This window comes from Pseudoalteromonas sp. Scap03, assembly GCF_013393115.1.
GTDB lineage: Bacteria > Pseudomonadota > Gammaproteobacteria > Enterobacterales > Alteromonadaceae > Pseudoalteromonas.
On record NZ_VDEU01000001.1, the window covers coordinates 1,331,546 to 1,356,394 of the forward strand.

Sequence of the window (24,849 nt, forward strand, 5' to 3'; positions counted from 1 at the left end):
ACCCCTTAGTTAATTATGGTTATGCCATCGTTTGCTGATTGCATAAATAGCGGCACAGGGCGTTGCGTCTTTAATTCCACTGGGTTTATACGGCGATTGCTGTACTGCGCCCATTGCAGTGAACGTTCAATATCACCGGCACTATTAATGGATAATTTACCGCTTAAGCCTGAAAAGTATTTATCGGGTGTAATGCTCAGCTGTCTAATATCATTCAGCATGGCGACGGCATCGTAGGCCATGGCAAATAAACGTTGGCTAATATCAGCCTGTTCAGGCCATAAATCATTATATTGCTTACGTAGATTATGCTGCGTAATTTGTGAGTCTAACATCCAAGGAAGTTCGGTAAAGTAAAGCCCATCTAAATCGCCTTTGTCAGTGGTATCTATTTGCTTACTATGACTTTTAGAGCTGGCGTAAATAGGGATTCTGTCGGCAAAGGTGCTTACGTTAACATCCAGATAAGGCTTAATTAATCGGGTCTCTATGGCGTCACCTAATATATAAATTGCATCAATATCGCCACGTGAACGGGTTTCACTTTCTACTTCTTTATTAAAAAGTGTTTTAACCGATTTAATACGCTCTTTTGATTTATCAACTTCTAGCAAGCTGGTAATGGTATTGGGCATATCTTTATTGTCGTTGTAAAAGCCAACTTGTGTGGTTGTTTCACTATAGCGTTGCCATTGCAGGTTAAAGTAGTCAATTAAGCGCTGACCATTGGTATTATTTGGCGCTAGCAACATAGGTTTTTGATAACCTTGCGCTAAAAAATGCTCTAGAGTTTGTTGTACTTCATGCTCAGGATTAAGCGCAAAAAAGTAGTGCTGCAAAGAGGTTCGTTCGCCATCAAAGGTATTTAAATGTAATGTGGGTATATCGAGTAATGTATTGGTATTAGCGAGCTTATCTATATTGGCTTTTAATAGCGGGCCAATAACAAAGTCTGGTTGTAATTGCGAAATCTGTGCGCTCAACGCTTCGGTTTCGGTATTTTCATCAATAAACAGCGTTTCGCTAATCTCTTTTTTATCAAGTGCAGCCAGTATGCCGGCTTTTAATGCATCCCCTAAGCGCTTGTTAGCACCTGACTGAGGTAATAGCACAACTAAGCGTTCAATATTTAGTGGTGCTAATTCATTGGCGTAAGTATCTTGTTTTGGTAAAACATTGCTACCAGGGTGCCCAAGGTAACGGCGGCGCCAATTATTAATCGCTTGGTCTAAATCAACAGAGCTGTTGGCATAAACCTGATGATACAAAGCTAAGTTAACCCAGCCTTGTTGAATAACCGAGCCACGGTTAAATCGCTCTAATGCGTATGAAGAAAGCTGCTTTAAATTATGCCAAAGTGCGTCATTAAGTTTAGGGATAGAAATATTATTTTTTGCTACCGATTCAGAGGCAGCAAAAAAGTAAGGAGCTGCACGTTTTGGTAAGTCTTGCGACGCAAAAATGCTGGCAGTTAAAAATTGGTGCCAAGCAAAATGCTCAGGTTGCTTAAGTTGCCCCCCAAGCGTGTTTAGTACCTCAAGTGCTTGCTGATTTTTATTTTGCTCTTTTTGCGCAAAGGCAATGTATAAACGATTTTGAATTTGATCAACACTGGCGGTAAGTGCAAGTTCAGTGCATATTTTTTCGAGTAGTGGCCAGTTTTCTTCTGTAATTGCGCTATCACGAGCACTATAAAGCAGCTGGATTTTATCAGCGCCATAGCGGTTTTGCGCTAATTGGTAAATAGATTGCGCATTTAGTGCTTCATTTTTCAGCGTATTGGCACTGTTACTTAAGTTATCGCTGGTTTTAATTGGTTTTTCGGTTGTGCTACACGCCGATAACCCTGACAATATAATTAATAGACTAACTAGTTTAAGTCGCACAAAGATTTCCCATACGTTAACGCGATTTGCTTATATTACTGACTGACGCAGGAGACCTCAATGTTAAATGAGGAGAATTCACAGAAAATTGGCACTCTTTACGTTGTTGCCACCCCAATCGGCAATTATGACGACTTAAGTCAGCGTGCAATCGCGACATTATCGCAGGTTGACTTAATCGCGGCTGAAGACACTCGCCATACTGGTAAGCTACTTAGCCACTTTGGTATTAAGGCTAAAACCTTTGCGTTACATGACCATAATGAAAAGCAAAAAGCGCAGCAAATTATCGACCAACTTAATCAAGGGTTAAATATTGCATTAGTTTCTGATGCAGGCACGCCGCTTATAAGCGACCCTGGCTATGCGGTGGTTAACTTATGTCGTGAGCAGGGCGCAAGTGTAACACCCGTGCCTGGCGCATGTGCTGCTATTACGGCGGTATGTTGTTCTGGGTTACCTACTGACCGTTTTCAATTTATTGGTTTTACACCTGCTAAAAGTAAAGCGCGACAAGACTTTTTTATAGATGCGGTTAACTCAAGTATTACCAGTATTATGTATGAAAGTACCCATCGTATTATGGCAAGCCTTGACGATTTAGAAGTGGCGCTAGGTAGTGAGCAGCAAGTGGTATTTGCCAAAGAGCTAACTAAAACCTTTGAAACCTTTTTTAATGGCACAGTGAGTGAGTTAAAGCAGTTTTTAACTGACGATCCTACCAAGCAACGCGGTGAAATAGTACTCATGCTGCCAGGGAAAGCTAAGGTAGTTGACGATATTCCGCCAGAAGCCCGTAAAATGTTAGCGTTACTTGAAAACGAAATGCCAATGAAAAAAGCGTGTGGTGTAGTAGCCGATTACTTCGGTATGAAAAAAAACGCGCTGTATAAAACAATTATTGAAGAAAAACAGTAAATGTTTACTGCGTAGTGCGGTGCTCTCATGTATACTGCGCGCCGAGTTAGCCAAGATAATCGCTGCCTGTGACGAAAATGATCAGGGGGAGGAAAGTCCGGGCTCCACAGGGCAGAGTGCCAGTTAACGGCTGGGGGGCGTGAGCCCACGACAAGTGCAGCAGAGAGAAGACCGCCAATCTTCGGATTGGTAAGGGTGAAAGGGTGCGGTAAGAGCGCACCGGGCCGCTAGTAATAGTCGGTTGCAAGGTAAACTCCACTCGGAGCAAGACCAAATAGGGTTCCTTATGGCGTGGCCCACGTTGGAACCGGGTAGGTTGCTTGAGCCATAGAGCAATTTATGGCCTAGACGAATGATTATCACTTTCTTCGGAAAGGACAGAACCCGGCTTACCGGCTAACTCACTCATTCAATAAAAAAGCCCGCAGTTAACGCTGCGGGCTTTTTTGTGTTTGAGACAAGCTGTCAGGTTCCAGGCGGGAGGGGGGCGGCGAGCTTCGGGTTGCGGGCTTAAAACCTAACCCCGACGCGAGACTAAGTATCGCTTTAAGGCATAAAAAACCTTGTAATGTTAACCGCAAGGTTTTTAAATTTCTCGAACCTCGAACCTCGAACCTCGAACCTCGAACCTCGAACCTCGAACCTCGAACCTATCTATATAATATTTTTTCCCTGCTCCGGATCGCGCGATTCATCGGCTTGCTCGCGAATATCATCCGTATCACTGCTTACATCATCAATACTGTGTTCATGCTCTGTGGTTTTATGTTTTTGAGTATGTGGTTTCTCTTTAGTTTTTTCTGTTGTCTCTGTTTTAGCTTCGCTTGCTGTGGGGTAAATATCTTCACCTTGGCTATTGAGTAATACACGCTCTCTAGCATCGTCAGGCATACTTATATTATGTTGCGTAAAACTGTTAATTAACTCTCGCATTAGCTGTGAGGCTACTTTAACAATGCTGTATTGTTCGCCGTTGACCCAAAAGTAAACAGTAAAATTGATAGTGGCGGAGCCTAAGTTATCAACCAATACTTGAGGAGGTGGATCGCTAAGCACAGAGTTTTGTTTTTTTATAACACTAATAGCAAGACTTTGTGCGCCGCGAATGTCATTATCGTAGCCAATACCGATTGTGAAATGACCGCGCATCTTTGGATTAGCGGTTAAGTTTTTAATGGTATTTTTATACACAGTCGCATTGGGTATTTGAATATGATTGCCATCGAAGTCAACTAAAGTGGTTGCCCGTGCAGTTACTTTTTTAACTATACCTATTCTGCTATCTACTTCTATTACATCATCAATTTTAAATGGACGTTGTACACTCAAAAGTAAACTGGCAATAAAGTTCTCAGCAATATCCCGAAAGGCAAACCCTAAAATAAGGCCTATTAACCCAGTGCCACTCATAATAGCGACCGCGAATTCAGTCAAGCCAGCCAAACGTAAGAAAAGGTAAAACCCAAGTAAAATAATTAAGGTACTAATACCACGCCTAGCAACTAGGTGTACTAATTTACTGTTGGTTATGTAAGTAACGGGCTTTATTAACAAGCGTGATAATGGGGTGGCGATTAAATAACTAATCACCAAAATAATAATCCCTAGAAACAAAGTGGGCAGTAATTGCACGAATGAGTGTAGTAATTGCACGCTTTGCTCTTTTAAAAAGTCCCATGAAACCGAGTTTGGCTGAACGGTGTCGATTGCAGGAATAGATGCGTTATTAGCGAGTGTTGCAATTAAAGCGCTGAGCATAGGAGCCATCCGTGTTAGGTTGAGTTAATTAGGGTCTGTGTAAAACAATAGCAGCAAGTTTAATACCAAGGAGTATTTGTTTGGCAAACATCTTGCAATTAATTAGGAAAAGGGAGTTAACTATGAGTGACTTTAAGCGTGGCCAAAGAGCCAAGCAGCCTAACCATATCCCTCTGCGTGGCTGGTGGGATATTGCAAAGCGAATTATAAAACAAATGAGCCGTGATAATTTATCTTTGGTGGCAGCAGGCGTGGCCTTTTATGCACTTCTTGCTATTTTTCCTGCCATTGCGGCGTTGGTGTCTGTGTATGCTTATTTTGCTTCACCGAATGATATTAGTGCGTATTTAAGTCAATTTATGGCTTTATTGCCGCAAAGTACCCAAGAGATTATTTTGTCTCAGGTTTCGAGTCTTGCGCAAAAGTCTCAAACCAGTTTAAGTCTTAGCGCACTAGGCACTTTACTGATCACTATTTGGAGCAGCTCTAAGGGCAGCCAAGCTTTGATCACCGCGTGTAATATTAGTTATCAAGAATACGAAAAGCGTTCATTTTTTAAGGCGCAACTTGTACGTTTACTATTTTCAGTGGGCGCGATTGTGGTGGCGGTTATAGCATTGGTAATTATCGGTATATTACCGTTAGCACTTAACCTGTTAGGAATAAAAGAAAGTATTGATTTTTTAATCATGCTTATCTCATGGCCATTACTGGCACTAACCTTTAACTTTGCATTGTTAATTTTATATCGTTACGCGCCTCACAGAAAAGCAGCTAAGTGGCGCTGGGTTACCGTAGGCTCATTCACTGCCACAGTATTATGGATTGTGGCATCTTTTGGCTTTTCATTTTATGTATCTCACTTTGCCAGTTACAACGAAACATATGGCTCTTTAGGCGGGGTGGTTATTATGCTTATGTGGCTATTTATTAGCGCTTATATCATTATTTTAGGAGCTACAATTAATGCAGCGTTAGAGCAGCAAACAGCGCAAGACAGCACAGTAGGCCCAGATAAAAAAAGAGGGCAGCGAGGTGCTTATGTTGCAGACCACCTCGATACTAAATAATCTGAACTCTGGATAATAAATCTATCTCAAGCAGCTATTTTCAGCACAATTACGTTGAATCTACAGACCCTAGCTATTAACGCGTAAGTTCGCCTTGTTTTCATTTAAAATCTCTGGCTATACCCGATTACCATCTTTTATATATTTAACTAAGCGTCAATTGCCGTTAGCTGAGCCATGTTTGGCATTTGTGCATGGATTATTTGCTATTTATATTTGTTTAGTTAATTAAATAAATATTATAATGCAAATGGTTATCATTTTTAATTTTATTGCTGTGCTTAATTATGTGGTAGCAGTATAACGTTTCAGGTTTGGACGAAGTGTAATTTGGTTTCTATATGGTGGGACTAAGCTGCATTGATAAGGCAAATAATAATGAATAAAAAACACACTTTTACAGCAACTAAGCGACGCCATATTCTGGCTTGTTTACTTGCGTTAATTACGGCTGTAGTGATGATCCCTGGCATGACTACCTATTTACCTTTCGCTATGGAAGAGCAGATATTAATACCTATAATGCTTTTTCCTTTTATTTGGACTGCGTTATTTATATACGCTTACATGGCTAAAAGCGCATGGCAGCCTTTTATTGTTATGTTAGTTATTTTGTTAAGCCATGCAGGGCTTAGTTTTATGGCTTTACAAGGAGGACAGGGATGAGATCTATTTCACTAAAAAAGCTATTTTTACTGCATAGTTGGGTTGGTATTGTTACAGGTATTTTGCTCTTTATTGTTTGCTTTACCGGTGCGTTAGCTGTACTTAGCCGCCCAGAACTAAAAATTTGGGCCAACCCAGAGTTACATCAATTGGATACAGTGCCAAGTGAAAAGGTGATGACGTTAATTAACCATTATCACCAACAAGTACCAAAAGAGTTTGGTAAAAATATCCACGTGTATTTACCAACTGGGCATAATACGCATTTATTGACGATTTTATTTGAATCTCACGATGGCGATGAAAATTATGACGAAGAGGCTGCTTATGCTTACCAATTTGACCCTCGTAATTTTAATTTGGTAAACCAATATTATGGTGCTGCAGATTATTTTTATGAGCACCGTAAAACTGATGCGCCATCGTTTATTGGGCATTTTCATGCTGACTTACATTTAGGCAGACCAATAGGGCTTATTCTTACTGGCTTTTTAGGTTTAACTTTATTGGTGTCTGTTGTGACGGGCTTATTTATTCACCGCCAAATAATAAAAGAGCTATTTACATTTAGACGTAAAAAAGGTCTTGATGTGGTAGTGAACGATGCACACAAAGTGATGGGTATTTGGGGAAGCGTTTTTCATGCCATCATCGGCTTTACAGGAGCTTTTTTAGGTCTTGCAACCGTTATATTACTTCCCGCCGCCGCTTTTGTGAGTTTTGGTGGAGATCAAGATAAGTTGGTGGAAAAATTTACCGCGATGCCTGAAACCATTGTTTCTAATAATTACCAAGCAACAGCTGTAGATACTATTTTGCTTGATGCCCAAACACGTTACCCAAAAGCGAAAGTTATTGATTTAACTGTTATGGCGCATAATGATGCGAATGCTCAAGTTTACTTACGTCTTATTGGCGGCGATGCAGTTGCATCACAATTACTGCAATACAGCGGAGATGGTAAGTTTAGTAAATCAATGAGTAGCTTTGGTGACATTCCTGGCCCTGCTATTAAAGTACTTGAATTATTATTCCCGCTACACTTTGGTAATTTTGCGGGCGTTTTTGTAAAGTTAGTTTGGGCACTCCTTGGTTTAACTACTGCATTATTACCACTTTCTGGAATTATGATGTGGTTAACCAAGCGCACAAGGGGTAGCAATCCGACTCTTTCTGAAGTGGCTTATCAACGATGGAATAGGGTTATTATCGGTAGCTGTGGAGGCTTAGTATTGGCTACTGCCATATTATTCCCTTTGCAAGTATTACTTAATAACTTCATCCCAGTACAATTGCACAATGGCTACTTCGGACCTTTATTTTTTCTTTCATGGCTAGTTTGGTGTTTATTTGCAGTGTTACCGATTAATTATTATCGTTATTTGCAAGTCACACTGCTTATAACTGGTGGTTCGTGCATGTCTGTGTTGCCTTTAAACATGTTACTGTCGTCAAGCCATGCTTTTAGTTCAAATAACACGCTAGTTACTGTTGTTGATATTAGTTTTTTATTTATTGGTGGCTTAATAATCTATGTAAGTCAGCGGATCATGGCTAAGCGACAAGTACTAATAAAGCCAACAACACAAGAGGTGACTATATGACAGTTATTTATTTAATACTTGGATGTGGATTGTTAGTTGTAAGTAGCTTATTACTAAGATTGATGCGCCCAGCAAGCACTTGGCTAAGTCTCGTTGTGTTTATTGGCGCACTTATCTGTTTTATAGCTGAGTATGGAAGTATTGCAGGTTCTTTTGTTAGTATTGCTTCGGCTTTATTGATAAATTTAATGGTTGCTTTTGTATTTGGTAAATCTATTTCAGTGCGCTAAATTATAGCATTAACATTCCGAAATAAGGGGCAGTTTAGTACCCGCGCTATAACTGAGCGAGCGTATTAACTGCCTTTAGTCTAAATTAATCACTTGGTCTGTTTTTATCAGCTGCATAAACGAGGTTTTGTGCAACGGCTTTGAAAACAAATAGCCTTGGCCATAATCACAACCAGCCTCAAGTAATAAATCCATTTGTAATTTTGTTTCTATGCCTTCGGCAATTACTTTTAAACCAAGCTGATGAGCCATCATAATAATTGCTTCACATAAGGCCAGCTCCTGGCTGTCTTTTTGAATATTATCAACAAAGCGTTTATCGATTTTTAGGTAGTCGGTATCCATTTCTTGTAAGTAAGCAAGCGATGAGTAACCAGTACCAAAATCATCGAGTGCTAATTGCATCCCTGATTTAACCAAGGCTTTTAGGCGGCTTTGGGTCAGTTCTTCAGGATTAACCATCAAGCCTTCAGTAATTTCTGCCACAATGCTCGATGCAGGTAAGTTTGCTGTCTCAAGCATGCCATACCAATCGTCTATACCACTGTCTGTGGTTGCGAGCTGCACCGGCGATACGTTAATACTAATTTGAAATTCATCTTGAATGTGTTTTTTAATATCATTAAGTGTTTGCAGTGCTTCAGTAAATACAAATTGACCGAGCGCATTTATTTGTCTGGTTTCTTCAGCTAAGGGAATAAAGTCAGCTGGGCTGATCAGCCCTTTTTCTGGGTGTTGCCATCGAATAAGCCCTTCGGCTTTATGAACGTGTAAATCATCAAGGGATACAATAGGCTGATAATATAACTCAAATTGCTCTAGCTCTATGGCTGAGCGAAGCTCTTTGAGCAACTGCATTCTTGCATTTGCATCTTCACGCATATCATGTGAGAAAAATTCAAAGTCATTTCGGCCGCTATTTTTTGCCTTATACATAGCTTGATCTGCGGCTTTAAGCAGTTGCTCTGGGTTTTGGCCATCATCTGGCGCGCAGGCAATACCAATGCTGGCACTGATATACACTTTTTCATCTTCAATAAAAATAGTCGAAGCAAGGCTAAGTAGCAGTGATTTTGCTATTTTTTTAATATTATCGCCACCGCGTAAGTCACTAAACACAATAACAAATTCATCGCCACCAATACGGGCTACAAAGTCAGCCTCTTTGGCTGTTTGCACAATTCGCTCAGATACTAATTTAAGTAATCTATCGCCATAATGATGGCCTAACGTATCATTAATATCTTTAAAGTGATCAATATCTAACAGCATAATGACCAGTTTTTGGTCGTGGTTGTTTACGCGCGTAAAGCGTTTATTTAACCGCTCTTTTAGTTCTAGTCGATTAGGTAAGTCGGTTAAATGATCAAAATGAGCTTGTCGCCAAATTAGCTCGTCTGCTTGTTTTTTCTCGGTTAGATCGGTAAAAATAGCAATACGACTAGTTGGGGCTTTATTTTTATCGTAAATAGTATCTATGGTTAACCATTCAACATACAGCTCGCCATTTTTACGACGATTGGTTATTTCACCTTGCCAGCGGCCAGTTTTATTTATTGATTGCCACATGTAGTCATAAAACTCTTTATCATGTTTACCCGATGATAAAATACCCACCGTTTTATTGAGTACTTCTTTTCGAGAATACAAGGTCGTTTTACAAAACGAAGGGTTCACGTCATAAATAATGCCATTTTCATCCGTGATTGCCATACCTTCACTGCTGTTGTTGTAAACTAATGACGCTAAATGCAAAGATTCTTGGTTTTGCTTTCGTTGCGTGATGTTACTAATAACAATTATAAACTCATCCGCTTTTTTCATTGGGCTGATTTTCGCTTCATAAAACTGATTGTCTTGTTTATCTTCAAGCTCAACAGTGACAGGAGCGCTCAGGGTTGTTAAGTATCCTTCAATTTGTTTTAAATTGGCAATAGAGAATAAACACGATAGCTTTTTAGGCGGTGTTGAATGGCTATAATTTAACGATTTAATAAGGCCACCGGTATCAAGTATATTGCCGTTGGCATCTACACGTAAAAAAGCATCAGGTAGTGCATTAAGCAAGCTATTGAGCTCGTCATGTTTATGTTTAAGGCATGCTTCAGCTGTTAAGCGAGTTTCAGCCATATATTTAAAACGATGATAGAGTCTATTTAGCTCAGGACTATTGGGCTGCTCGTTGTCATGAGGCATATTACCGGCTGCTAAGCGGTTAACGGCCTGCGTTAAACTTTTAATCGGGTTTAATATGCTTTTATTAACTAATCGTCTGGCCAATACGGCTAAAAGCAAAATGGTCATTAAAAATCCTAAAACCATTTTTACAAAGTTAATATCTATTTGCTCAAGTGTTTCATCTATTGGTTGAGTAATATAAATAGAGAGCTTATTGTTATTGCCATCACGATAGAGTGTTGTTTGATGGAAAACTCTTCGGATACCATCTTTTCCTTTAAAAATAACACCAGCTTGCAAGTTATGCGCTAAATCGAACTTTTCCAATTTGTTGCCTAGTCTATCGGCTGAAAAAGGGTAGTTAGCTAAAATACTACCGTTAGAGTCAGTAATGACAGCTCTGATTTCTGTCGATAAATTTAAAGTATTAAGTGCCGAGCTCCACCAGTCTAAAGCGATTACGGTCACAATAACGCCTTCAATATCATTGCTTTCATTTAAAATAGGGTAAGCAAAGTTAATACTTTGAGCTTTGAGGCTGCGATCGTGTTGGAAATGGCCAATACTGAACTCTTTACTGGCGAGCGCGTTTTTAAAATAGGGACGGTCACTAATGTTAATATTAGTGTCGCTACTTTTTGAGGTACAAATTAGGTCACCATTTTTATTTACTATACCAATATTCGCGATATTACCATTGAGTGCCTTAACATCTAAAAAATACGCTGGACAAGTAGAGGGTAAAGATTGAATGTTTTTCTGTTTTTTTGCTAAAAACTCAGTAACTTTTTTGACATCATCAATCATGCTTTGTTGTTTAATAATTAGTTGCTCAGTGATGGTGCGCACTTTTGTCTCGTGCTCTTTAATGGCTGCGTCACGACTAAACCACAAGGTTACTAAAATAATAGCAGCAACAGGTATGCAAATTAGCATAAGAAGGCGGTAGAGTTGATGTTTTAATGATGAAGTAAAAATAGTCGTATCCAAATTAGTGCAAAGTAGAGTGACGCTTGATAATCCTACTATAAATAACCATTGAAGTACTAAGGTTATATCTAAGATTTTGCAATAAAATAGTGTTGCATATGATTGAAATATATTAATTTACGTATGAAAAACATGATGAAATAATAATTTAATCTCTTATATATTTACATAACAAATAAGGGCATGTTTAACCGCGACGCGAGGTTTGTAATCAAATGGGCAGTTGATAACTGCTCCTGCGTTATTCTACTGGCTTACATCCCTAAAAACCGAGCAAAGCTTCCGCGTCCCGCTCAAAGCCCTTACCTACATTCATGTAGGCAACAAAGAGTAAATCGACCCTAGGCAAAAAATGAAAAATAATCAATGTTCTGGCTGCTCACAGTACCTAATATGGGTATTATGTCAACATCCGTCTTATTCTAAGTTTGATGGTAAATATTTAGTGTCATTATTAATAATTGGTGAGCTTAAGCCCGATGATAAAAGTGAGTAAAGTGATGGTTTTCCTCCTCAACCTCATTGCGGTATCGAAACTTTCATTCATATTTTAAAAGTGTAATTTGAGCATGAAAATTAAATGGGAAACAAAGAAGTGACTTGCTCCGGAGACGTGTAATGGATAAATACCGGTAGCGGTGTTATGCACAGTGAAACGCCACTTGCTGATGCTGAACAAGGCTTACGTGACTTTCAGATTTGGCTCAATACGCCAAGCAATAACAAAATGCGTGAGCCGCAATGCCAGAATATCACAGAGCAACCAGTACTCAGTTTTACTAATCAACAAGGAGTTAGCCTAGAGCGATGGTTGAAGCATTGCAAATTAGTAGGTGAACCGTTTAATCAGCCAATTGCACAAATAGACCCGTTTGTGATGATCACTGACGCTTAAATATGCTAAGCGGTTAGCGATTGTAAAAACATTTTTTTGGTTCACTGTCGTGATGTATTAATGCAGGAGTGACTTTTAAGCGAGAAGTTTTACTAACCAACTGTATTTTTTTACCATGTCGGTGTCTCCCTTTGCCGACTCCACAACCACGCCTGCACTAAAAGCACTAACGAGCCCCACTTTTGTTGCGGCAAAACGTTTGGCTCGATATTTTATTGCCGTAAGGTGCTGACGCTTTAGCTCAGATTGTATCGCCACTTCTTTGTGGAGCTGTTGCACTCGAGCGTCCGGTGAATTGATCAAATAATTGATTAACATAATTGTGTATGCCTTATAACTTAAGCAGCTGCTTTAGACTATTTAGCGTTTTAGTAAAACCAATTTTTTTGCTTAGATAAACTGCATTTCGCCATAGCCAAATTAAGCATAGAATTTGTAGGCTGATCACTACAGTAATACTCAGCCAAATCGAGCTAAATAAATCAAAAGTAGCAAAGCCTACAATACCTAAAAATCCCACCCACAATAACACCAAGCCACTGGCAAAACATCCTAGTAAAATAGTGATCAGTGCTAAGGATCTTAGCGATAGCTTCCACTCTGCTATTGCCAGCTGATGTGTCAACTTTCCTTGTTGACGGTAATCATCCTTGAGCTGCGCTGCATAGTCAGCAAGCTTGGCAACATGATCTTGCCAGTCATCCGCATTTGTTGCTGATGATTGCGAATCCGTCGCTTGTGATTCGCTTGATGTTAAATCTGGGTTTTGCATGGTATTACTTACGACGAAATAGCGCAGTAACTAACATACCAGCAGCAAATGCCAGACCAGCCGTTGCTAGTGGATTTTCAGATGCGAGTTGACGAGTCTTAGAGGTACATTCTTCTAATTTCTCGCGAGCTGCTAACTGTTTTTCGTTAAGCGTTTCTGCTGAACTGCTTGCTCCTTTACGAACACCATTTTCAGCTACCGCCGCTTTACTCGATAATGCATCTACTGCGTCATGCGCAGCTGATGTTGCCTTATCTGTTAACGGGGCTTCAATCTCTTGTTTTGTATCAATAGGTGCTTTGCTCTTAGTTGCCGTAGCCATAATCAATCCTTAATAGTTTTTAAAAGTAATTATTAAAGTGCAATGATTAAACCAGTTTTTAAATTGTTGTTTTATATTTATATTTTAATTTTAACGCTGACTTCTACGTGTTTATTGCTGTAACTATTGCGACTATGGTTTGTAATTTTTACAAACAAAAAAATTGTAATTATTCACTGTTTATTCATTAAGCAAATAATGCCAGCTAGCTAATAAAAAAAACGATAAAAAATTTTTTACTGGCTGATCAGATTTTTTACTAAACAATTCAACCGCTTTAATCTGAGCCTTATTTTTTCAGGCTTCGCGGGGTGCTAAAGCTGGGTGACTTACTTGACAAAAAGGCTTGTCAAGCCCTAAACTGGAGCACTGTGGTAAAAAGTGGTGTTTAGTGGATCAAACTGGATCGGGTTAATCAAAAAGTTGATTAAAATAATTTTACAATAGGCTTTTTATGTTTCGTGGCGCAAGTTCACTGAGTTTGGATGATAAAGGACGTTTTGCGGTACCAACAAAGTACCGAGACACGCTATTGTCTGAAGATCAGGGAACGGTTATTTGCACTGTTGCACTCAATGAGCCTTGCCTTTGGTTATACCCTCTTGCTGAATGGTTAGAAATAGAAAGCCGTTTAGCAAAAATATCTAATATGAATCCCAGAGCGCGACGGATGCAACGTATGTTGTTAGGTAATGCGACAGAGTATCAGCTTGATAAAAACGGTCGAATTTTGCTGGCGCCTTCTTTGCGCTCACATGCAGAACTTGGCAAAAAAATTATGCTGGTGGGCTTAATGAATAAATTTGAGATTTGGGATGAGGCGCGTTGGCACGAACAAATGTGCCAAGACACTGAGCTTGAAAGGCTTGGTGAATTTGAACCGAATGACGATTTAGATAACTTTACCCTCTAGCAGCAAAACAAAAAGGCAAAAAATAGCTAATGACAGCGCAATTTGAACACGTATCCGTATTAATGGACGAAACCATAGATGCACTTGCAATTAAGCCAGACGGCATTTACATGGATGGCACCTTTGGACGTGGCGGACACTCAGGGCAAATATTAGCGCGCTTGGGCGACGCTGGTCGCTTGCAGGCTATTGATCAAGATCCACAAGCGATAAAGTCAGCAGAAAAGTTTGCCGACGATTCACGTTTTTCAATTGCTCATTCACGATTCTCGAAACTATACGAAGTTGCTGAGCAAAACGATCTTATTGGTAAAGTTGATGGCATTTTACTTGATATTGGTGTGTCGTCACCGCAGTTAGATGACGCCGCTCGTGGCTTTAGTTTTATGAAAGACGGCCCGCTTGATATGCGAATGGATCCAAGCACAGGCCGTAGCGCTGCGCAGTGGTTAGCTGAGGCAGAACTAGATGACATTACCCATGTGATCAAAAAGCTAGGTGAAGAAAAATTTGGTAAGCGCATTGCACACAAGATATTGGAAGTGCGTGAACATACGCCAATTACTACCACTAAACAGCTCGCAGATTTAGTTGATGAAGCAGTACCTGTTAAAGATAAGTTTAAACATCCTGCAACGCGCACGTTTCAGGCAATTCGTATTTATATCAATAGCGAGTTAGAGGAAATTCAAACTGCATTACAAGCGGCGATTAAAGTTCTTAAGCCGGGTGGTCGCTTAGTTGTTATTTCTTTTCACTCTTTAGAAGATCGCATTGTAAAACAATTTATTAAAAAACAGAGTAAGGGAGAAGCGATACCCAGAGGTCTGCCTTTAACCGACGCACAAATAAATAAAAATCTGACGTTAAAAGCAGTGGGTAAAGCTATTAAACCAAGTGCTGATGAAGTGGCGCGCAATCCACGCTCTCGCAGCTCAGTACTAAGGATTGCACAGAGGTTGGGATGAGTAAAAAAGCGAGTTATCGCCAACCCAATCTATTTATTGAAATAATTAAAGGCCTAGGTGCAAACAAGATCACCTTGGCCTTGTTGGTTGTGATATTCGCATCAAGTTTGAGCGTAGTACAGGTAACCCACTTATCTCGTGCGCAATTAATTGAGCAAGATTCGTTACTGCAAGAGCGTGATGAACTGGATTTAGAGTGGCGTTATTTTTTAGTGGAAGAAGAATTTTATTCACAACATGCACGCATTGAAGAAGTGGCAACGTCACAATTAGAAATGAAGCGGCCAACCAGCCAAGATGAGCAGGTAATCATATTACAATGAGAACGCGAGGCAAAAAACCAGTCAACAACCTAATCGCATGGCGCTTTATTTTGGTGTGCGTGGTGATTTTTTTAGTGTTTGTGACTTTGGTATCGCGTGCTGCGTATTTGCAAGTAATTGAACCCGATAAGGCCCGCTCCGAAAGTGACAAGCGTACGGTACGTGTTGAAAAATTGCATGTGCAACGCGGCATGATCTTCGATCGTAACGGTAAAGAGTTAGCAGTTAGTGTACCTGTAGTCAGTGTGTATGCCGATCCTAAAGCTTTGCATAAATCACTGGTGAGCAAAGTACTCAGACAAGCCCGCAAAAATGGTGAAGATCAGCAAACTCTGCGTGAAAATGTCGCTGAGTTAAACAAGCGTACCGCCCTGTATTATAAAAACGATTTGCGCTGGCGTGAACTTGCCGATGTACTGCGTATTGATCCGAGCAAAATTAATACCCGACTACTTGATGATCCTACTCGTCGCTTTGTTTACTTAAAACGCCAAGTTACTCCAGCTGTTGCTAATTACATTGGCGATTTACGCCTGCCGGGTATTCACCTTTTAGATGAATCAAAACGCTATTACCCTGCCGGTGAGGTCAGTGCGCATATCATTGGTTTTACTAATATCGATGGCAAAGGCATTGAAGGCATAGAAAAGCTTTACGAAAATGCACTCACAGGTGAAGAAGGCCGACGTACGATTCGAAAAGATGCCCAAGGACGTGAAGTTGAAGTGCTTGATGAGCGCGAGCGAGTAGAGCCTGAGAGTATTCAACTAAGTATTGATCAGCGTATTCAGGCGATTGCCTACAAAGCGGTTAAATCAGCGGTATTAACTTACAAGGCCACTTCAGGCTCAGCCATGGTGGTTGATGTTAAAACTGGTGAAGTTTTGGCTATGGTAAATAGTCCTTCATTTAATCCTAACAATTTAAGCGGTGCGGCTCCTCATAAGCGTCGTAACCGTGCAATTACCGATTTGTTTGAACCCGGCTCAACTGTTAAGCCTCTAGCCATTTTAGCTGGATTAGACTACGGCACAATCCAACCGGATGACAAAGTTGATACCTACCCAGGCTGGATGCGTTTAGGGGGCAGCTTAGTACAAGATACCCGTAATCATGGTGAAATGACGCTGCGCGAAATTTTAAAATACTCCAGTAATATGGGCGTAACAAAAATAAGCCAAACCGTACCCAAAGACTATTTTGTTGGTCTTTACCAAAAGGTGGGTTTTGGCAGTGATAGTGGTACCGGCATGGTCGGGGAAAGTAGTGGTTTATTTTACCCAAATCGTCGTTGGTCAGATCACGAAATTGCCGCACTTTCGTTTGGTTACAATATTGCCGTGAGTACCGCGCAAATGGCTCGTTTTTACGCCATGTTAGGCGCAGGTGGGGTTAACCGCCCACTCACTGTACTAAAGCAAGACTCTATACCTGAAGGTGAACGTGTTTTTCAGCAACAAGATGTTGAAGCTGTAGTTCATATGATGGAAAGCGTATTTGAAGAAGGTGGTACTGCACGTCGTATTAAAGTTGATGGCTACCGTGCAGCTGGTAAAACAGGTACTTCTAAAAAGGCCGCAGCGGGTGGTTATGGTGACGAATATGTGGGTTACTTTGCGGGTATTGCCCCAGCAAGTAATCCGCGATTAGCTGTTGTGGTATTGATCAACGAGCCCGGTGGAGATGTTTATTATGGCGGCGCAACGGCAGGTCCGGCGTTTGCAGAAATAATCTCTAATTCATTAAGAATTTTAAACGTTGCCCCAGACAAAGACTCTGTGGCATACGTGAAGGGCAAAGATGATGGTGCGTGATTTACATTCAATTTTAAAACATTTAGAAATAGACGCAGCGCGTTTAATGGTAAACGAGTTGCGTTTAGACAGCCGCGATGTAAAACCAGGTGATGTGTTTGTGGCAATAAAAGGTCATCAGCTTGATGGCGGACAGTTTATTGATAAAGCAATTGAAAATGGTGCCAGTGCAATTATTGCCGACAGACTGTGTGAGTTTGAAAGTGATTTTGAGCCGCTTTATTTAGTCTCAGAGCTAAATAAAAAGTTACCTGTATTAGCGAGTAAATTTTACCAACAACCTAGCCTAGAACTAGATTTAGTTGGCGTAACAGGTACTAATGGTAAGTCGACTACTACCGCAATGATTGCTCATTTAGCACAGTTTTGTCATACCCAAGCCGCAATCATAGGCACGCTCGGTTATGGCCATCCAGATAATTTAACACCGCTGCAAAATACCACGCCCTCAAGTGTGGATTTACAGCATATTTTAAGTGACTTAAAAGAGCAGCAACACCGCTTAGTAGCGATGGAAGTATCATCGCATGGTCTAGTGCAGCACCGTGTTGATCAGTGCCATTTCAAAGCGGCGGTATTTACTAACCTATCTCGTGATCATCTAGATTATCATGGTGACATGGATAGTTACGGTGATGCCAAATTGATGCTGTTTCGTGATTTTGATGCTGCCAATGTCATTCTTAACCAAGATGACGGACAAGCAGAGCAATGGATTGAAAAATATAGCTTTAATAAACTAATTTGTTATGGCCGTAAAAACTTAGCTCCTAAAAACGCTCAGTTTGTGTATTTTTCTGATGTTAGCTATTCGGCAACCGGTATTTCGGCGCAATTAACTACAAGTTGGGGTGATATTGCCATAAAGTCACCGTTATATGGTGAATTTAATCTATACAATTTGACCGCTGCTTTAGCCACATTATTAGCACTGGGTTATCCATTGGCGCAATTAGTGGCAGGGTGTGAGTATTTGCAACCTGTAGCAGGCAGAATGCAAGCATTTACAGCGCCAAATATGCCTACTTGCGTAGTTGATTATGCACATACGCCTGATGCACTCGCACTAGCGTTACAAGCGCTGCAACAACATGTACCAGGTGGAGTGAGTTGTGTGTTTGGTTGTGGTGGTGATAGAGATAAAGGTAAACGTGTACTAATGGCACAAGCCGCTGAGCAGTTTGCAGACAAAGTGATCATTACCAGTGACAACCCGCGCTCTGAAGATCCTAATGAAATTATTAATGATGTAGCTGCAGGATTAACACACCCACAAAACGCCCATTTAGAGGCCGACCGTGATGCTGCGATACAATTTGCTATAGATAACGCAAAAGCCGGTGAGGTTATTTTAATTGCCGGTAAAGGGCATGAAGACTATCAAATTATAGGTAACAAACGCATTGATTTTTGCGACCGCCAATTTGTACAACAACAATTAAAACAAGCAGTAAGAGGGTCTCAAGCATGATCCCAATGGATTTTGATTGGCTAGCTAATGTGCTAGCAACCGATTATCAAGGTGATAATCGTCAAGTAATAAATATAAACACCGATACCCGTACTTTATGTGATGGTGAAGTGTTTTTGGCACTTAAAGGCCCTAACTTTGATGGTCATAAGTTTATTGAGCAAGCAAAACAAAAAGGTGCTATTGGAGTCATTGTCGATCACGCTGTTGATACCGACATTGCTCAATTTGTAGTTGCCGATACCCGTATTGCATTAGGCACAATTGGAACAGCGGTTATGGCGCAAGTTGCACCTAAAACTATCGCTATTACTGGCAGTGTAGGTAAAACCACAGTTAAAGAAATGTGTGCCGCTATTTTATCAAGTAAAGGGGATGTTTTAGCGACTAAAGGCAACTTCAATAATGATATTGGCGTGCCTCTTACCTTATTGAGATTAGAGCCACAGCATCGTTATGCTGTTATTGAACTCGGTGCAAACCATATTGGTGAAATTGCCTACACTACCGCCATGACCAAACCGGATGTTGCCGTGGTATGTAATGTTGCCGCGGCACATTTAGAAGGTTTTGGTAGCTTACAAGGGGTAGCACAAGCCAAAGGCGAAATTTACGATGGTTTAAAAGACGATGGCATTGCCATTGTTAATTGCGATAGCGAGTTTAGTCAGTATTGGCTTGATAAATTAGCAGCGCGAAAGGTTAAATGTTTTTCTAGCAGTGAAAAACTGGATATTTGGGCTGAGGACATCAGCCTAGATGCACAAGCTCGAGCAAGCTTTATGTTATGTACCAAACAACACAGAGTTCCGGTTACGTTAGCATTGCCAGGCAAGCATAATATTAGCAACGCGCTTATTGCTGCGGCATTAACCAGTGAGTTTGACGTGTCACTTGAAGAAATTGCCAGCGCCCTAGCGACCATGGATGAAGTTAAAGGGCGGGTTAACCTGATTGAAGCTAGTGATTCACTCACCATTATTGATGATACTTATAATGCCAACGTTAAATCGGTAAAAGCGGCGATTGATTTACTTAGCGATATTCAAGGTCATCGTATTTTGGCTCTCGGTGATATGGGGGAGCTTGGTGAAGATGCTCGTAAGTATCATCAAGAAGTGGGCGAATATGCATTAGCGCAAGGCATTGATGAGCTATTTACACTCGGTGTATTAAGTAAGTCAGCAAGTGATGTATTTGAGCTGCCTAATCGTCACTTTTCAAATCGTGAGCAAATGCTGCAGCAAATTCAAAACAGTATTAGCAAAGTAGATAAAAAAATTACCCTTGTCGTGAAAGGATCACGCAGTTCTCGCATGGAGCTTTTAGTAACCGATTTAGTTAATGGCCAGCAACAAGCCATCAATGGAGTATCATAATGTTAGTTTGGCTGGCTGAGTATTTAACTCAATATTATAGTGGCTTTAATGTTTTTTCGTATTTAACTCTTCGTGCCATTTTAGGTATTTTGACCGCATTAATTATGTCGCTTTATTTGGGGCCAAAGTTAATTCGTGGTTTACAGCGCATGCAAATTGGACAAACAGTACGTGATGATGGTCCGCAATCGCATTTGTCTAAATCGGGTACGCCGACCATGGGTGGCTTACTTATTTTAGCGGCAATATTCACCAGCACTTTATTGTGGGCTGATTTGTCTAATAAATACGTATGGGCCACATTATTTGTGATTGGTTCATTGGGGATTGTTGGCTTTATTGACGATTACCGCAAAGTGATCCGTAAAGACCCAAAAGGACTGATTGCTAAGTGGAAGTATTTTTGGCAATCAGTAATTGCATTGGTTGTAGCAACTGCACTTTACATGACCAGTACCCAAGCGACAGAGACATCTCTTGTTGTACCATTTTTTAAAGATGTACTACCACAGCTAGGACTGTTTTATATCGTAATCACGTATTTTGCATTAGTGGGCACCTCAAACGCGGTAAACTTAACCGACGGACTAGATGGCTTAGCTATTGTGCCAACAATTTTAGTGGCTGCAGCGCTGGCCATTATTGCTTATTTAACCGGTAATATTAACTTTTCAGCTTATTTACACATTCCGCATTTGCCACTTGCCAGTGAATTGGTAGTGGTGTGTACCGCTATTGTGGGTGCAGGGTTAGGCTTTTTATGGTTTAACACCTACCCAGCCCAAGTGTTTATGGGCGATGTAGGCTCGTTAGCTCTAGGTGGTGCATTAGGTATTATTGCTGTGCTGGTTCGCCAAGAGCTATTACTTATTATTATGGGGGGCGTGTTTGTAATGGAAGCGCTATCGGTAATTTTACAAGTTGGCTCTTATAAATTGCGCGGCCAACGTATTTTTAAAATGGCGCCGATTCACCATCACTACGAACTTAAAGGATGGCCAGAGCCACGCGTTATTGTGCGCTTTTGGATAATTTCTATTGTGCTGGTGCTCGCTGGCCTTGCGACATTAAAGATCCGATAAATGCAGTATTTAAACGAGATAAAAAATAAACAAATAACAGTGCTCGGGCTCGGTGTAACCGGTCTGGGCATTGTGCGCTTTTTATTATCTCAAGGAATACAGCCCAATGTAGTCGATAGCCGAGAAAATCCTCCCGGTGTTGATTGGCTCAAGCAACATGCCGCTAATTTAAATACTCACTTTGGTGATTTAAATAATGCGGCACTCAGTGCTTGCGATATGATCATTATTAGTCCTGGGCTAAGTTTAAAAACCCCTGCGGTTGCACAGGCAATGAATGCAGGTGTAGAAATAATTGGTGATGTTGAGCTATTTGCCCGCATTAACACTAAACCAGTTGTTGCGGTAACAGGTTCAAATGGTAAATCAACGGTAGTAACCCTTGCTTATGAAGTATTAAAAACCGCAGGGTATAAAGTAGCACTGGGCGGCAATATTGGCACAGCTGTACTGGATTTACTTGACGGTGACTTTGATGTGTTTGTACTGGAGCTGTCTAGTTTTCAGCTTGATACCACTGACAGCTTAAAGGCTAGCAGTGCAACCGTGCTAAATATTTCAGAAGATCATCTCGATCGCTATGATAGCTATCAAGCTTATATAGATTCAAAATTGAGTATATATGAAGGCACTGAACTTTTAGTTATTAATGCTGACGATAGACAAACACACCCAGTGAGTAGCACGTTAGCATCACAAGTTAGCTTTGGAGAAACGCAAGGCGATTACCACTTAGCGCAGCATAATAACGAAGCGCACTTTATGGTAAAGGGCGAAGCTTATTTACCAGTAAGTACCTTAGCTGTTGTTGGTAAGCATAACTATTTAAACACATTGGCAGTAATGGCGTTACTCAGTCCGTTTGAAATAACTAAAGCGCATTATAAAACTGCATTATCTCAATTTAATGGCTTGGCACATCGTTGTCAGTTTGTGGGTGAGCTTAATAGCGTTAAGTATTTCAATGACTCTAAAGCCACCAATGTAGGCGCAACAATAGCGGCCATTGATAGTTTAGCGGGTAAGCAACAAAACTTAGTGGTTATTGCTGGTGGTGATGCCAAAGGCGCGGATTTAGAGGCACTTAAACCTTATGTTGAGCAACACGTTAAAGCCCTCATTTGCTTTGGTAAAGATGCAAAAGAGTTAGTGGCACTAACTGCTAAAGGTCATTTAACCACTAACATGTCTGAAGCTGTGGCGCTTGCTAAACAATTAAGTACGTCAGGCGATACGGTTTTATTAGCCCCAGCCTGCGCCAGTATAGATATGTACAACAACTATATGCAGCGCGGCGATGATTTTGTGCATTGTGTATTGCAGGAGCTGCCATGATAGCTTTTGCGGATATTAAAGAGGCATTTACTCCTAAACCTTCGGCGCAGCTTTATGATGTGCCGCTCCTTTATTGCATGTTAATGCTAATAGGGGTGGGCTTTGTGATGGTAACCAGTGCTTCAATGCCGACGGCCGATAGGCTGTTTGGCAACATTTATCATTTTACTATCCGCCACGGTATTTTTTTAGGGCTCTCGTTTTGTTTATTTTGCATTAGTACTCAAGTACCTATGTCGTGGTGGAAAAAAGCTAACCCCTACTTATTACTAATCGGCTTAGTGTTGTTATTGGTAGTGCTAATTGTGGGGCGAGAAGTGAATGGTTCGACCCGCTGGATACCTATAGGGCCATTTAATATTCAGGCTTCCGAGCTCGCTAAGTTATTCTTTTTTAGTTATATCGCTGGCTATTTAGTGCGTAAGCGCAGTGAAGTACAAGAAAACATTAAAGGCTTTGCAAAACCTATTGCGGTATTTGCCGTTTATGCAGCGCTTATTTTAATGCAGCCAGATTTAGGAACCGTGGTGGTGATGTTTGTTACTACAGTTGGTTTATTGTTTTTAGCCGGTGCCAAGCTTTGGCAATTTTTTGCACTTATTTTAACCGGTATTGCGCTGGTAGTTGGGCTGATTGTGTTTGAGCCCTATCGCATGGCGCGTGTGGTGGGTTTTTTAGAACCTTGGGATGACCCTTTTGGTAAAGGTTATCAATTAGTGCAATCACTGATGGCTTATAGTCAAGGTGATTGGTTTGGCCAAGGCTTAGGTAATAGCGTACAAAAATTACAATATTTACCGGAAGCACACACCGATTTTATTTTTGCCGTGATTGCTGAAGAACTTGGTTTTATGGGCGTGTTGAGTATTTTAATGGTATTAGGAACATTAGTATTTAGAGCGCTACTAATTGGCCAAAATGCGCTTAAAAACGGTAAAGAATATGAAGGCTATTTAGCTTTAGCTATCGGTATTTGGTTTGCATTTCAAACTATGGTTAATGTAGGCGCCAGTGCCGGTATATTACCAACCAAAGGACTAACCCTACCGTTTATTTCCTATGGTGGCTCAAGTTTATTAATGATGACCATAGCCACTGGTATTTTATTACGGGTAGATTTTGAAACGAAGATGGCAACCAAACAGGCCACGTCGGGGGGAGCTAAACGATGAGTAAAAAAATAGTCGTTGTAGCAGGGGGCACAGGTGGACATATTTTCCCAGGGATTGCGGTTGCTGATTATCTCAAACAGCAAGGTTGGCAAGTTAGCTGGATAGGCACTCCTGATAGAATGGAAGCCAGTGTCGTGCCCAAGCACAACATAGAAATTGATTTTATTGATGTAAAAGGCGTGCGAGGTAATGGTTTAAAACGCCTCATTAAAGCGCCATTCATGGTTATTAATGCAATATTGCAGGCGCGTAAGGTATTAAAACAACAACGCCCTGACGTGGTTTTAGCTATGGGCGGCTACGTGACAGGCCCTACGGGTATTGCGGCAAAAAGTCTCGGTATCCCTTTGGTAATTCATGAGCAAAACGCCGTAGCTGGTATGAGCAATAAATGGCTAGCGAAATTTGCGAATCGCGTATTAGCTGCATTTCCAAGTGCTTTTGCCAGTGGTAAAGCTGAGCTGGTGGGTAACCCTGTGCGTCAGAGTGTAGTTGATATACCTAAGCGGGAAATATCAAGTCCAATCAATATGCTTGTAGTGGGTGGCTCACTAGGTGCGCAAGTACTTAACCAAACACTGCCTGAAGCATTTAAGCGCTTAAATGATACCTGTGCCATTAATGTTTGGCACCAAACTGGTAAAGGCCATTTTGCTAGTGTGAGCGAAAGTTACCAGCAGCAACAAATGGGCGATGAACAAGTAACTGTTGCTGAATTTATTGATGATATGGATACCGCTTATAGCTGGGCCGATATTGTGATTTGTCGCGCTGGGGCGCTAACGGTTAGTGAAATTGCTGCAGCAGGTAAAATGGCGGTATTTGTACCGTTTCCACATGCGGTTGACGATCACCAAACAGCAAATGCACAGTATTTAGTAATGGCAGAAGGGGCACTATTAATGCCACAGGGGCAATTTAATCAGCGCAGCATTGTTGAACTTTTAAGTCCCTATTTAGCCGAACCTTTATTAATAACTAAAATGGCTGCTAAAGCAAAGCAGCAGGCTATTTTAGATGCCACAGCCAGCGTCGCTATGCACTGTGAGCAAGTAACAAATAAGAGAATATAAGTGAAACAGACATTAGCAAAAGAAAAATAT

At 40.8% G+C, this 24,849-nt stretch carries 23 protein-coding genes and 1 other RNA gene; 18 read left to right on the plus strand and 6 right to left on the minus strand.

The window, feature by feature from the left end:
• Window positions 1-5 precede the first annotated feature (5 nt).
• Window positions 6-1,886, minus strand: a complete 1,881-nt coding sequence (locus FHG08_RS06070) for a penicillin-binding protein activator (protein WP_178954943.1) — start codon at window positions 1,884-1,886, stop codon at window positions 6-8.
• Window positions 1,887-1,946: 60 nt separating this feature from the next.
• On the opposite strand from FHG08_RS06070, the gene rsmI reads away from it, so the two are divergent.
• Window positions 1,947-2,804 carry a 16S rRNA (cytidine(1402)-2'-O)-methyltransferase gene (gene rsmI / locus FHG08_RS06075; RefSeq protein ID WP_076919878.1) on the plus strand — a complete coding sequence of 286 codons (858 nt, stop codon included), beginning with the start codon at window positions 1,947-1,949 and terminating at the stop codon, window positions 2,802-2,804.
• Window positions 2,805-2,846: 42 nt separating this feature from the next.
• Window positions 2,847-3,212, plus strand: an RNA gene (rnpB, locus tag FHG08_RS06080) — RNase P RNA component class A.
• 246 nt (window positions 3,213-3,458) lie between these two features.
• Here rnpB and FHG08_RS06085 read toward each other — a convergent pair.
• The gene (locus FHG08_RS06085) at window positions 3,459-4,562 is read right to left on the minus strand and encodes a mechanosensitive ion channel family protein (RefSeq protein WP_178954945.1); all 1,104 of its coding nucleotides are present in this window, start codon (window positions 4,560-4,562) and stop codon (window positions 3,459-3,461) included.
• Window positions 4,563-4,684: 122 nt separating this feature from the next.
• On the opposite strand from FHG08_RS06085, the gene FHG08_RS06090 reads away from it, so the two are divergent.
• The 4 genes from FHG08_RS06090 (at window position 4,685) to FHG08_RS06105 (ending at window position 8,132) form a co-directional block, all read left to right on the plus strand.
• Entirely contained in the window at window positions 4,685-5,632 is a 948-nt protein-coding gene (locus tag FHG08_RS06090; protein WP_178954947.1) for a YihY/virulence factor BrkB family protein, read from the plus strand.
• A gap of 378 nt (window positions 5,633-6,010) precedes the next feature.
• A complete protein-coding gene (locus FHG08_RS06095) occupies window positions 6,011-6,298 on the plus strand; it encodes a hypothetical protein (RefSeq protein ID WP_138608102.1) in 288 nt (95 codons plus the stop codon).
• Window positions 6,295-7,902, plus strand: coding sequence for a PepSY domain-containing protein (locus tag FHG08_RS06100; RefSeq protein WP_178954949.1), 1,608 nt, complete (start codon window positions 6,295-6,297; stop codon window positions 7,900-7,902). Before FHG08_RS06095 ends, FHG08_RS06100 begins: the two co-directional genes overlap by 4 nt.
• Entirely contained in the window at window positions 7,899-8,132 is a 234-nt protein-coding gene (locus tag FHG08_RS06105) for a hypothetical protein (RefSeq protein ID WP_075170457.1), read from the plus strand. The genes FHG08_RS06100 and FHG08_RS06105 overlap by 4 nt, the downstream gene beginning before the upstream one ends.
• 75 nt (window positions 8,133-8,207) lie before the next feature.
• Here the strand turns inward: FHG08_RS06105 and FHG08_RS06110 are convergent, their stop codons facing one another.
• Complete coding sequence (locus tag FHG08_RS06110) at window positions 8,208-11,246, minus strand: EAL domain-containing protein (RefSeq protein WP_178954951.1); 3,039 nt, start codon at window positions 11,244-11,246, stop codon at window positions 8,208-8,210.
• 406 nt (window positions 11,247-11,652) lie between these two features.
• Here FHG08_RS06110 and FHG08_RS06115 point away from each other — a divergent pair, with 406 nt between their 5' ends.
• Both FHG08_RS06115 and FHG08_RS06120 read left to right on the plus strand, forming a co-directional pair.
• A complete protein-coding gene (locus tag FHG08_RS06115) occupies window positions 11,653-11,796 on the plus strand; it encodes a hypothetical protein (protein ID WP_178954953.1) in 144 nt (47 codons plus the stop codon).
• 147 nt (window positions 11,797-11,943) lie between these two features.
• A complete protein-coding gene (locus FHG08_RS06120) occupies window positions 11,944-12,195 on the plus strand; it encodes a hypothetical protein (RefSeq protein ID WP_178954955.1) in 252 nt (83 codons plus the stop codon).
• 75 nt (window positions 12,196-12,270) lie between these two features.
• On the opposite strand, the gene FHG08_RS06125 is transcribed toward FHG08_RS06120, so the two are convergent.
• From FHG08_RS06125 to FHG08_RS06135, 3 genes are read right to left on the minus strand one after another with little or no spacing between them, the layout of a single operon-like run.
• The gene (locus FHG08_RS06125) at window positions 12,271-12,513 is read right to left on the minus strand and encodes a hypothetical protein (RefSeq protein WP_178954957.1); all 243 of its coding nucleotides are present in this window, start codon (window positions 12,511-12,513) and stop codon (window positions 12,271-12,273) included.
• Between the two features lie 13 nt (window positions 12,514-12,526).
• Entirely contained in the window at window positions 12,527-12,967 is a 441-nt protein-coding gene (locus FHG08_RS06130) for a hypothetical protein (RefSeq protein WP_178954958.1), read from the minus strand.
• Window positions 12,968-12,971: 4 nt separating this feature from the next.
• Window positions 12,972-13,289: a DUF883 domain-containing protein gene (locus FHG08_RS06135; RefSeq protein ID WP_138608088.1), complete on the minus strand. Its 318-nt coding sequence runs from the start codon at window positions 13,287-13,289 to the stop codon at window positions 12,972-12,974.
• A gap of 454 nt (window positions 13,290-13,743) precedes the next feature.
• Here FHG08_RS06135 and mraZ point away from each other — a divergent pair, with 454 nt between their 5' ends.
• From mraZ to murG, 10 genes are read left to right on the plus strand one after another with little or no spacing between them, the layout of a single operon-like run.
• The gene (gene mraZ / locus FHG08_RS06140; protein WP_178954960.1) at window positions 13,744-14,202 is read left to right on the plus strand and encodes a division/cell wall cluster transcriptional repressor MraZ; all 459 of its coding nucleotides are present in this window, start codon (window positions 13,744-13,746) and stop codon (window positions 14,200-14,202) included.
• Between the two features lie 29 nt (window positions 14,203-14,231).
• Window positions 14,232-15,170, plus strand: coding sequence for a 16S rRNA (cytosine(1402)-N(4))-methyltransferase RsmH (gene rsmH / locus FHG08_RS06145; protein ID WP_010390683.1), 939 nt, complete (start codon window positions 14,232-14,234; stop codon window positions 15,168-15,170).
• The gene (ftsL, locus tag FHG08_RS06150) at window positions 15,167-15,493 is read left to right on the plus strand and encodes a cell division protein FtsL (RefSeq protein ID WP_010390691.1); all 327 of its coding nucleotides are present in this window, start codon (window positions 15,167-15,169) and stop codon (window positions 15,491-15,493) included. The genes rsmH and ftsL overlap by 4 nt, the downstream gene beginning before the upstream one ends.
• Window positions 15,490-17,307, plus strand: a complete 1,818-nt coding sequence (locus tag FHG08_RS06155) for a penicillin-binding transpeptidase domain-containing protein (RefSeq protein ID WP_138608087.1) — start codon at window positions 15,490-15,492, stop codon at window positions 17,305-17,307. The genes ftsL and FHG08_RS06155 overlap by 4 nt, the downstream gene beginning before the upstream one ends.
• Window positions 17,300-18,778 carry a UDP-N-acetylmuramoyl-L-alanyl-D-glutamate--2,6-diaminopimelate ligase gene (murE, locus tag FHG08_RS06160; protein ID WP_178956836.1) on the plus strand — a complete coding sequence of 493 codons (1,479 nt, stop codon included), beginning with the start codon at window positions 17,300-17,302 and terminating at the stop codon, window positions 18,776-18,778. Before FHG08_RS06155 ends, murE begins: the two co-directional genes overlap by 8 nt.
• Window positions 18,775-20,157 (plus strand): UDP-N-acetylmuramoyl-tripeptide--D-alanyl-D-alanine ligase, encoded by a 1,383-nt coding sequence (murF, locus tag FHG08_RS06165; RefSeq protein ID WP_178954962.1) that lies wholly within the window; start codon window positions 18,775-18,777, stop codon window positions 20,155-20,157. Before murE ends, murF begins: the two co-directional genes overlap by 4 nt.
• Entirely contained in the window at window positions 20,157-21,239 is a 1,083-nt protein-coding gene (gene mraY, locus FHG08_RS06170) for a phospho-N-acetylmuramoyl-pentapeptide-transferase (protein ID WP_054202311.1), read from the plus strand. Before murF ends, mraY begins: the two co-directional genes overlap by 1 nt.
• Window positions 21,240-22,574, plus strand: coding sequence for a UDP-N-acetylmuramoyl-L-alanine--D-glutamate ligase (gene murD / locus FHG08_RS06175; RefSeq protein WP_178954964.1), 1,335 nt, complete (start codon window positions 21,240-21,242; stop codon window positions 22,572-22,574).
• Window positions 22,571-23,746, plus strand: a complete 1,176-nt coding sequence (gene ftsW / locus FHG08_RS06180) for a cell division protein FtsW (protein ID WP_010390699.1) — start codon at window positions 22,571-22,573, stop codon at window positions 23,744-23,746. Before murD ends, ftsW begins: the two co-directional genes overlap by 4 nt.
• A complete protein-coding gene (gene murG, locus FHG08_RS06185) occupies window positions 23,743-24,819 on the plus strand; it encodes an undecaprenyldiphospho-muramoylpentapeptide beta-N-acetylglucosaminyltransferase (protein ID WP_010390701.1) in 1,077 nt (358 codons plus the stop codon). Before ftsW ends, murG begins: the two co-directional genes overlap by 4 nt.
• Window positions 24,820-24,849 lie beyond the last annotated feature (30 nt).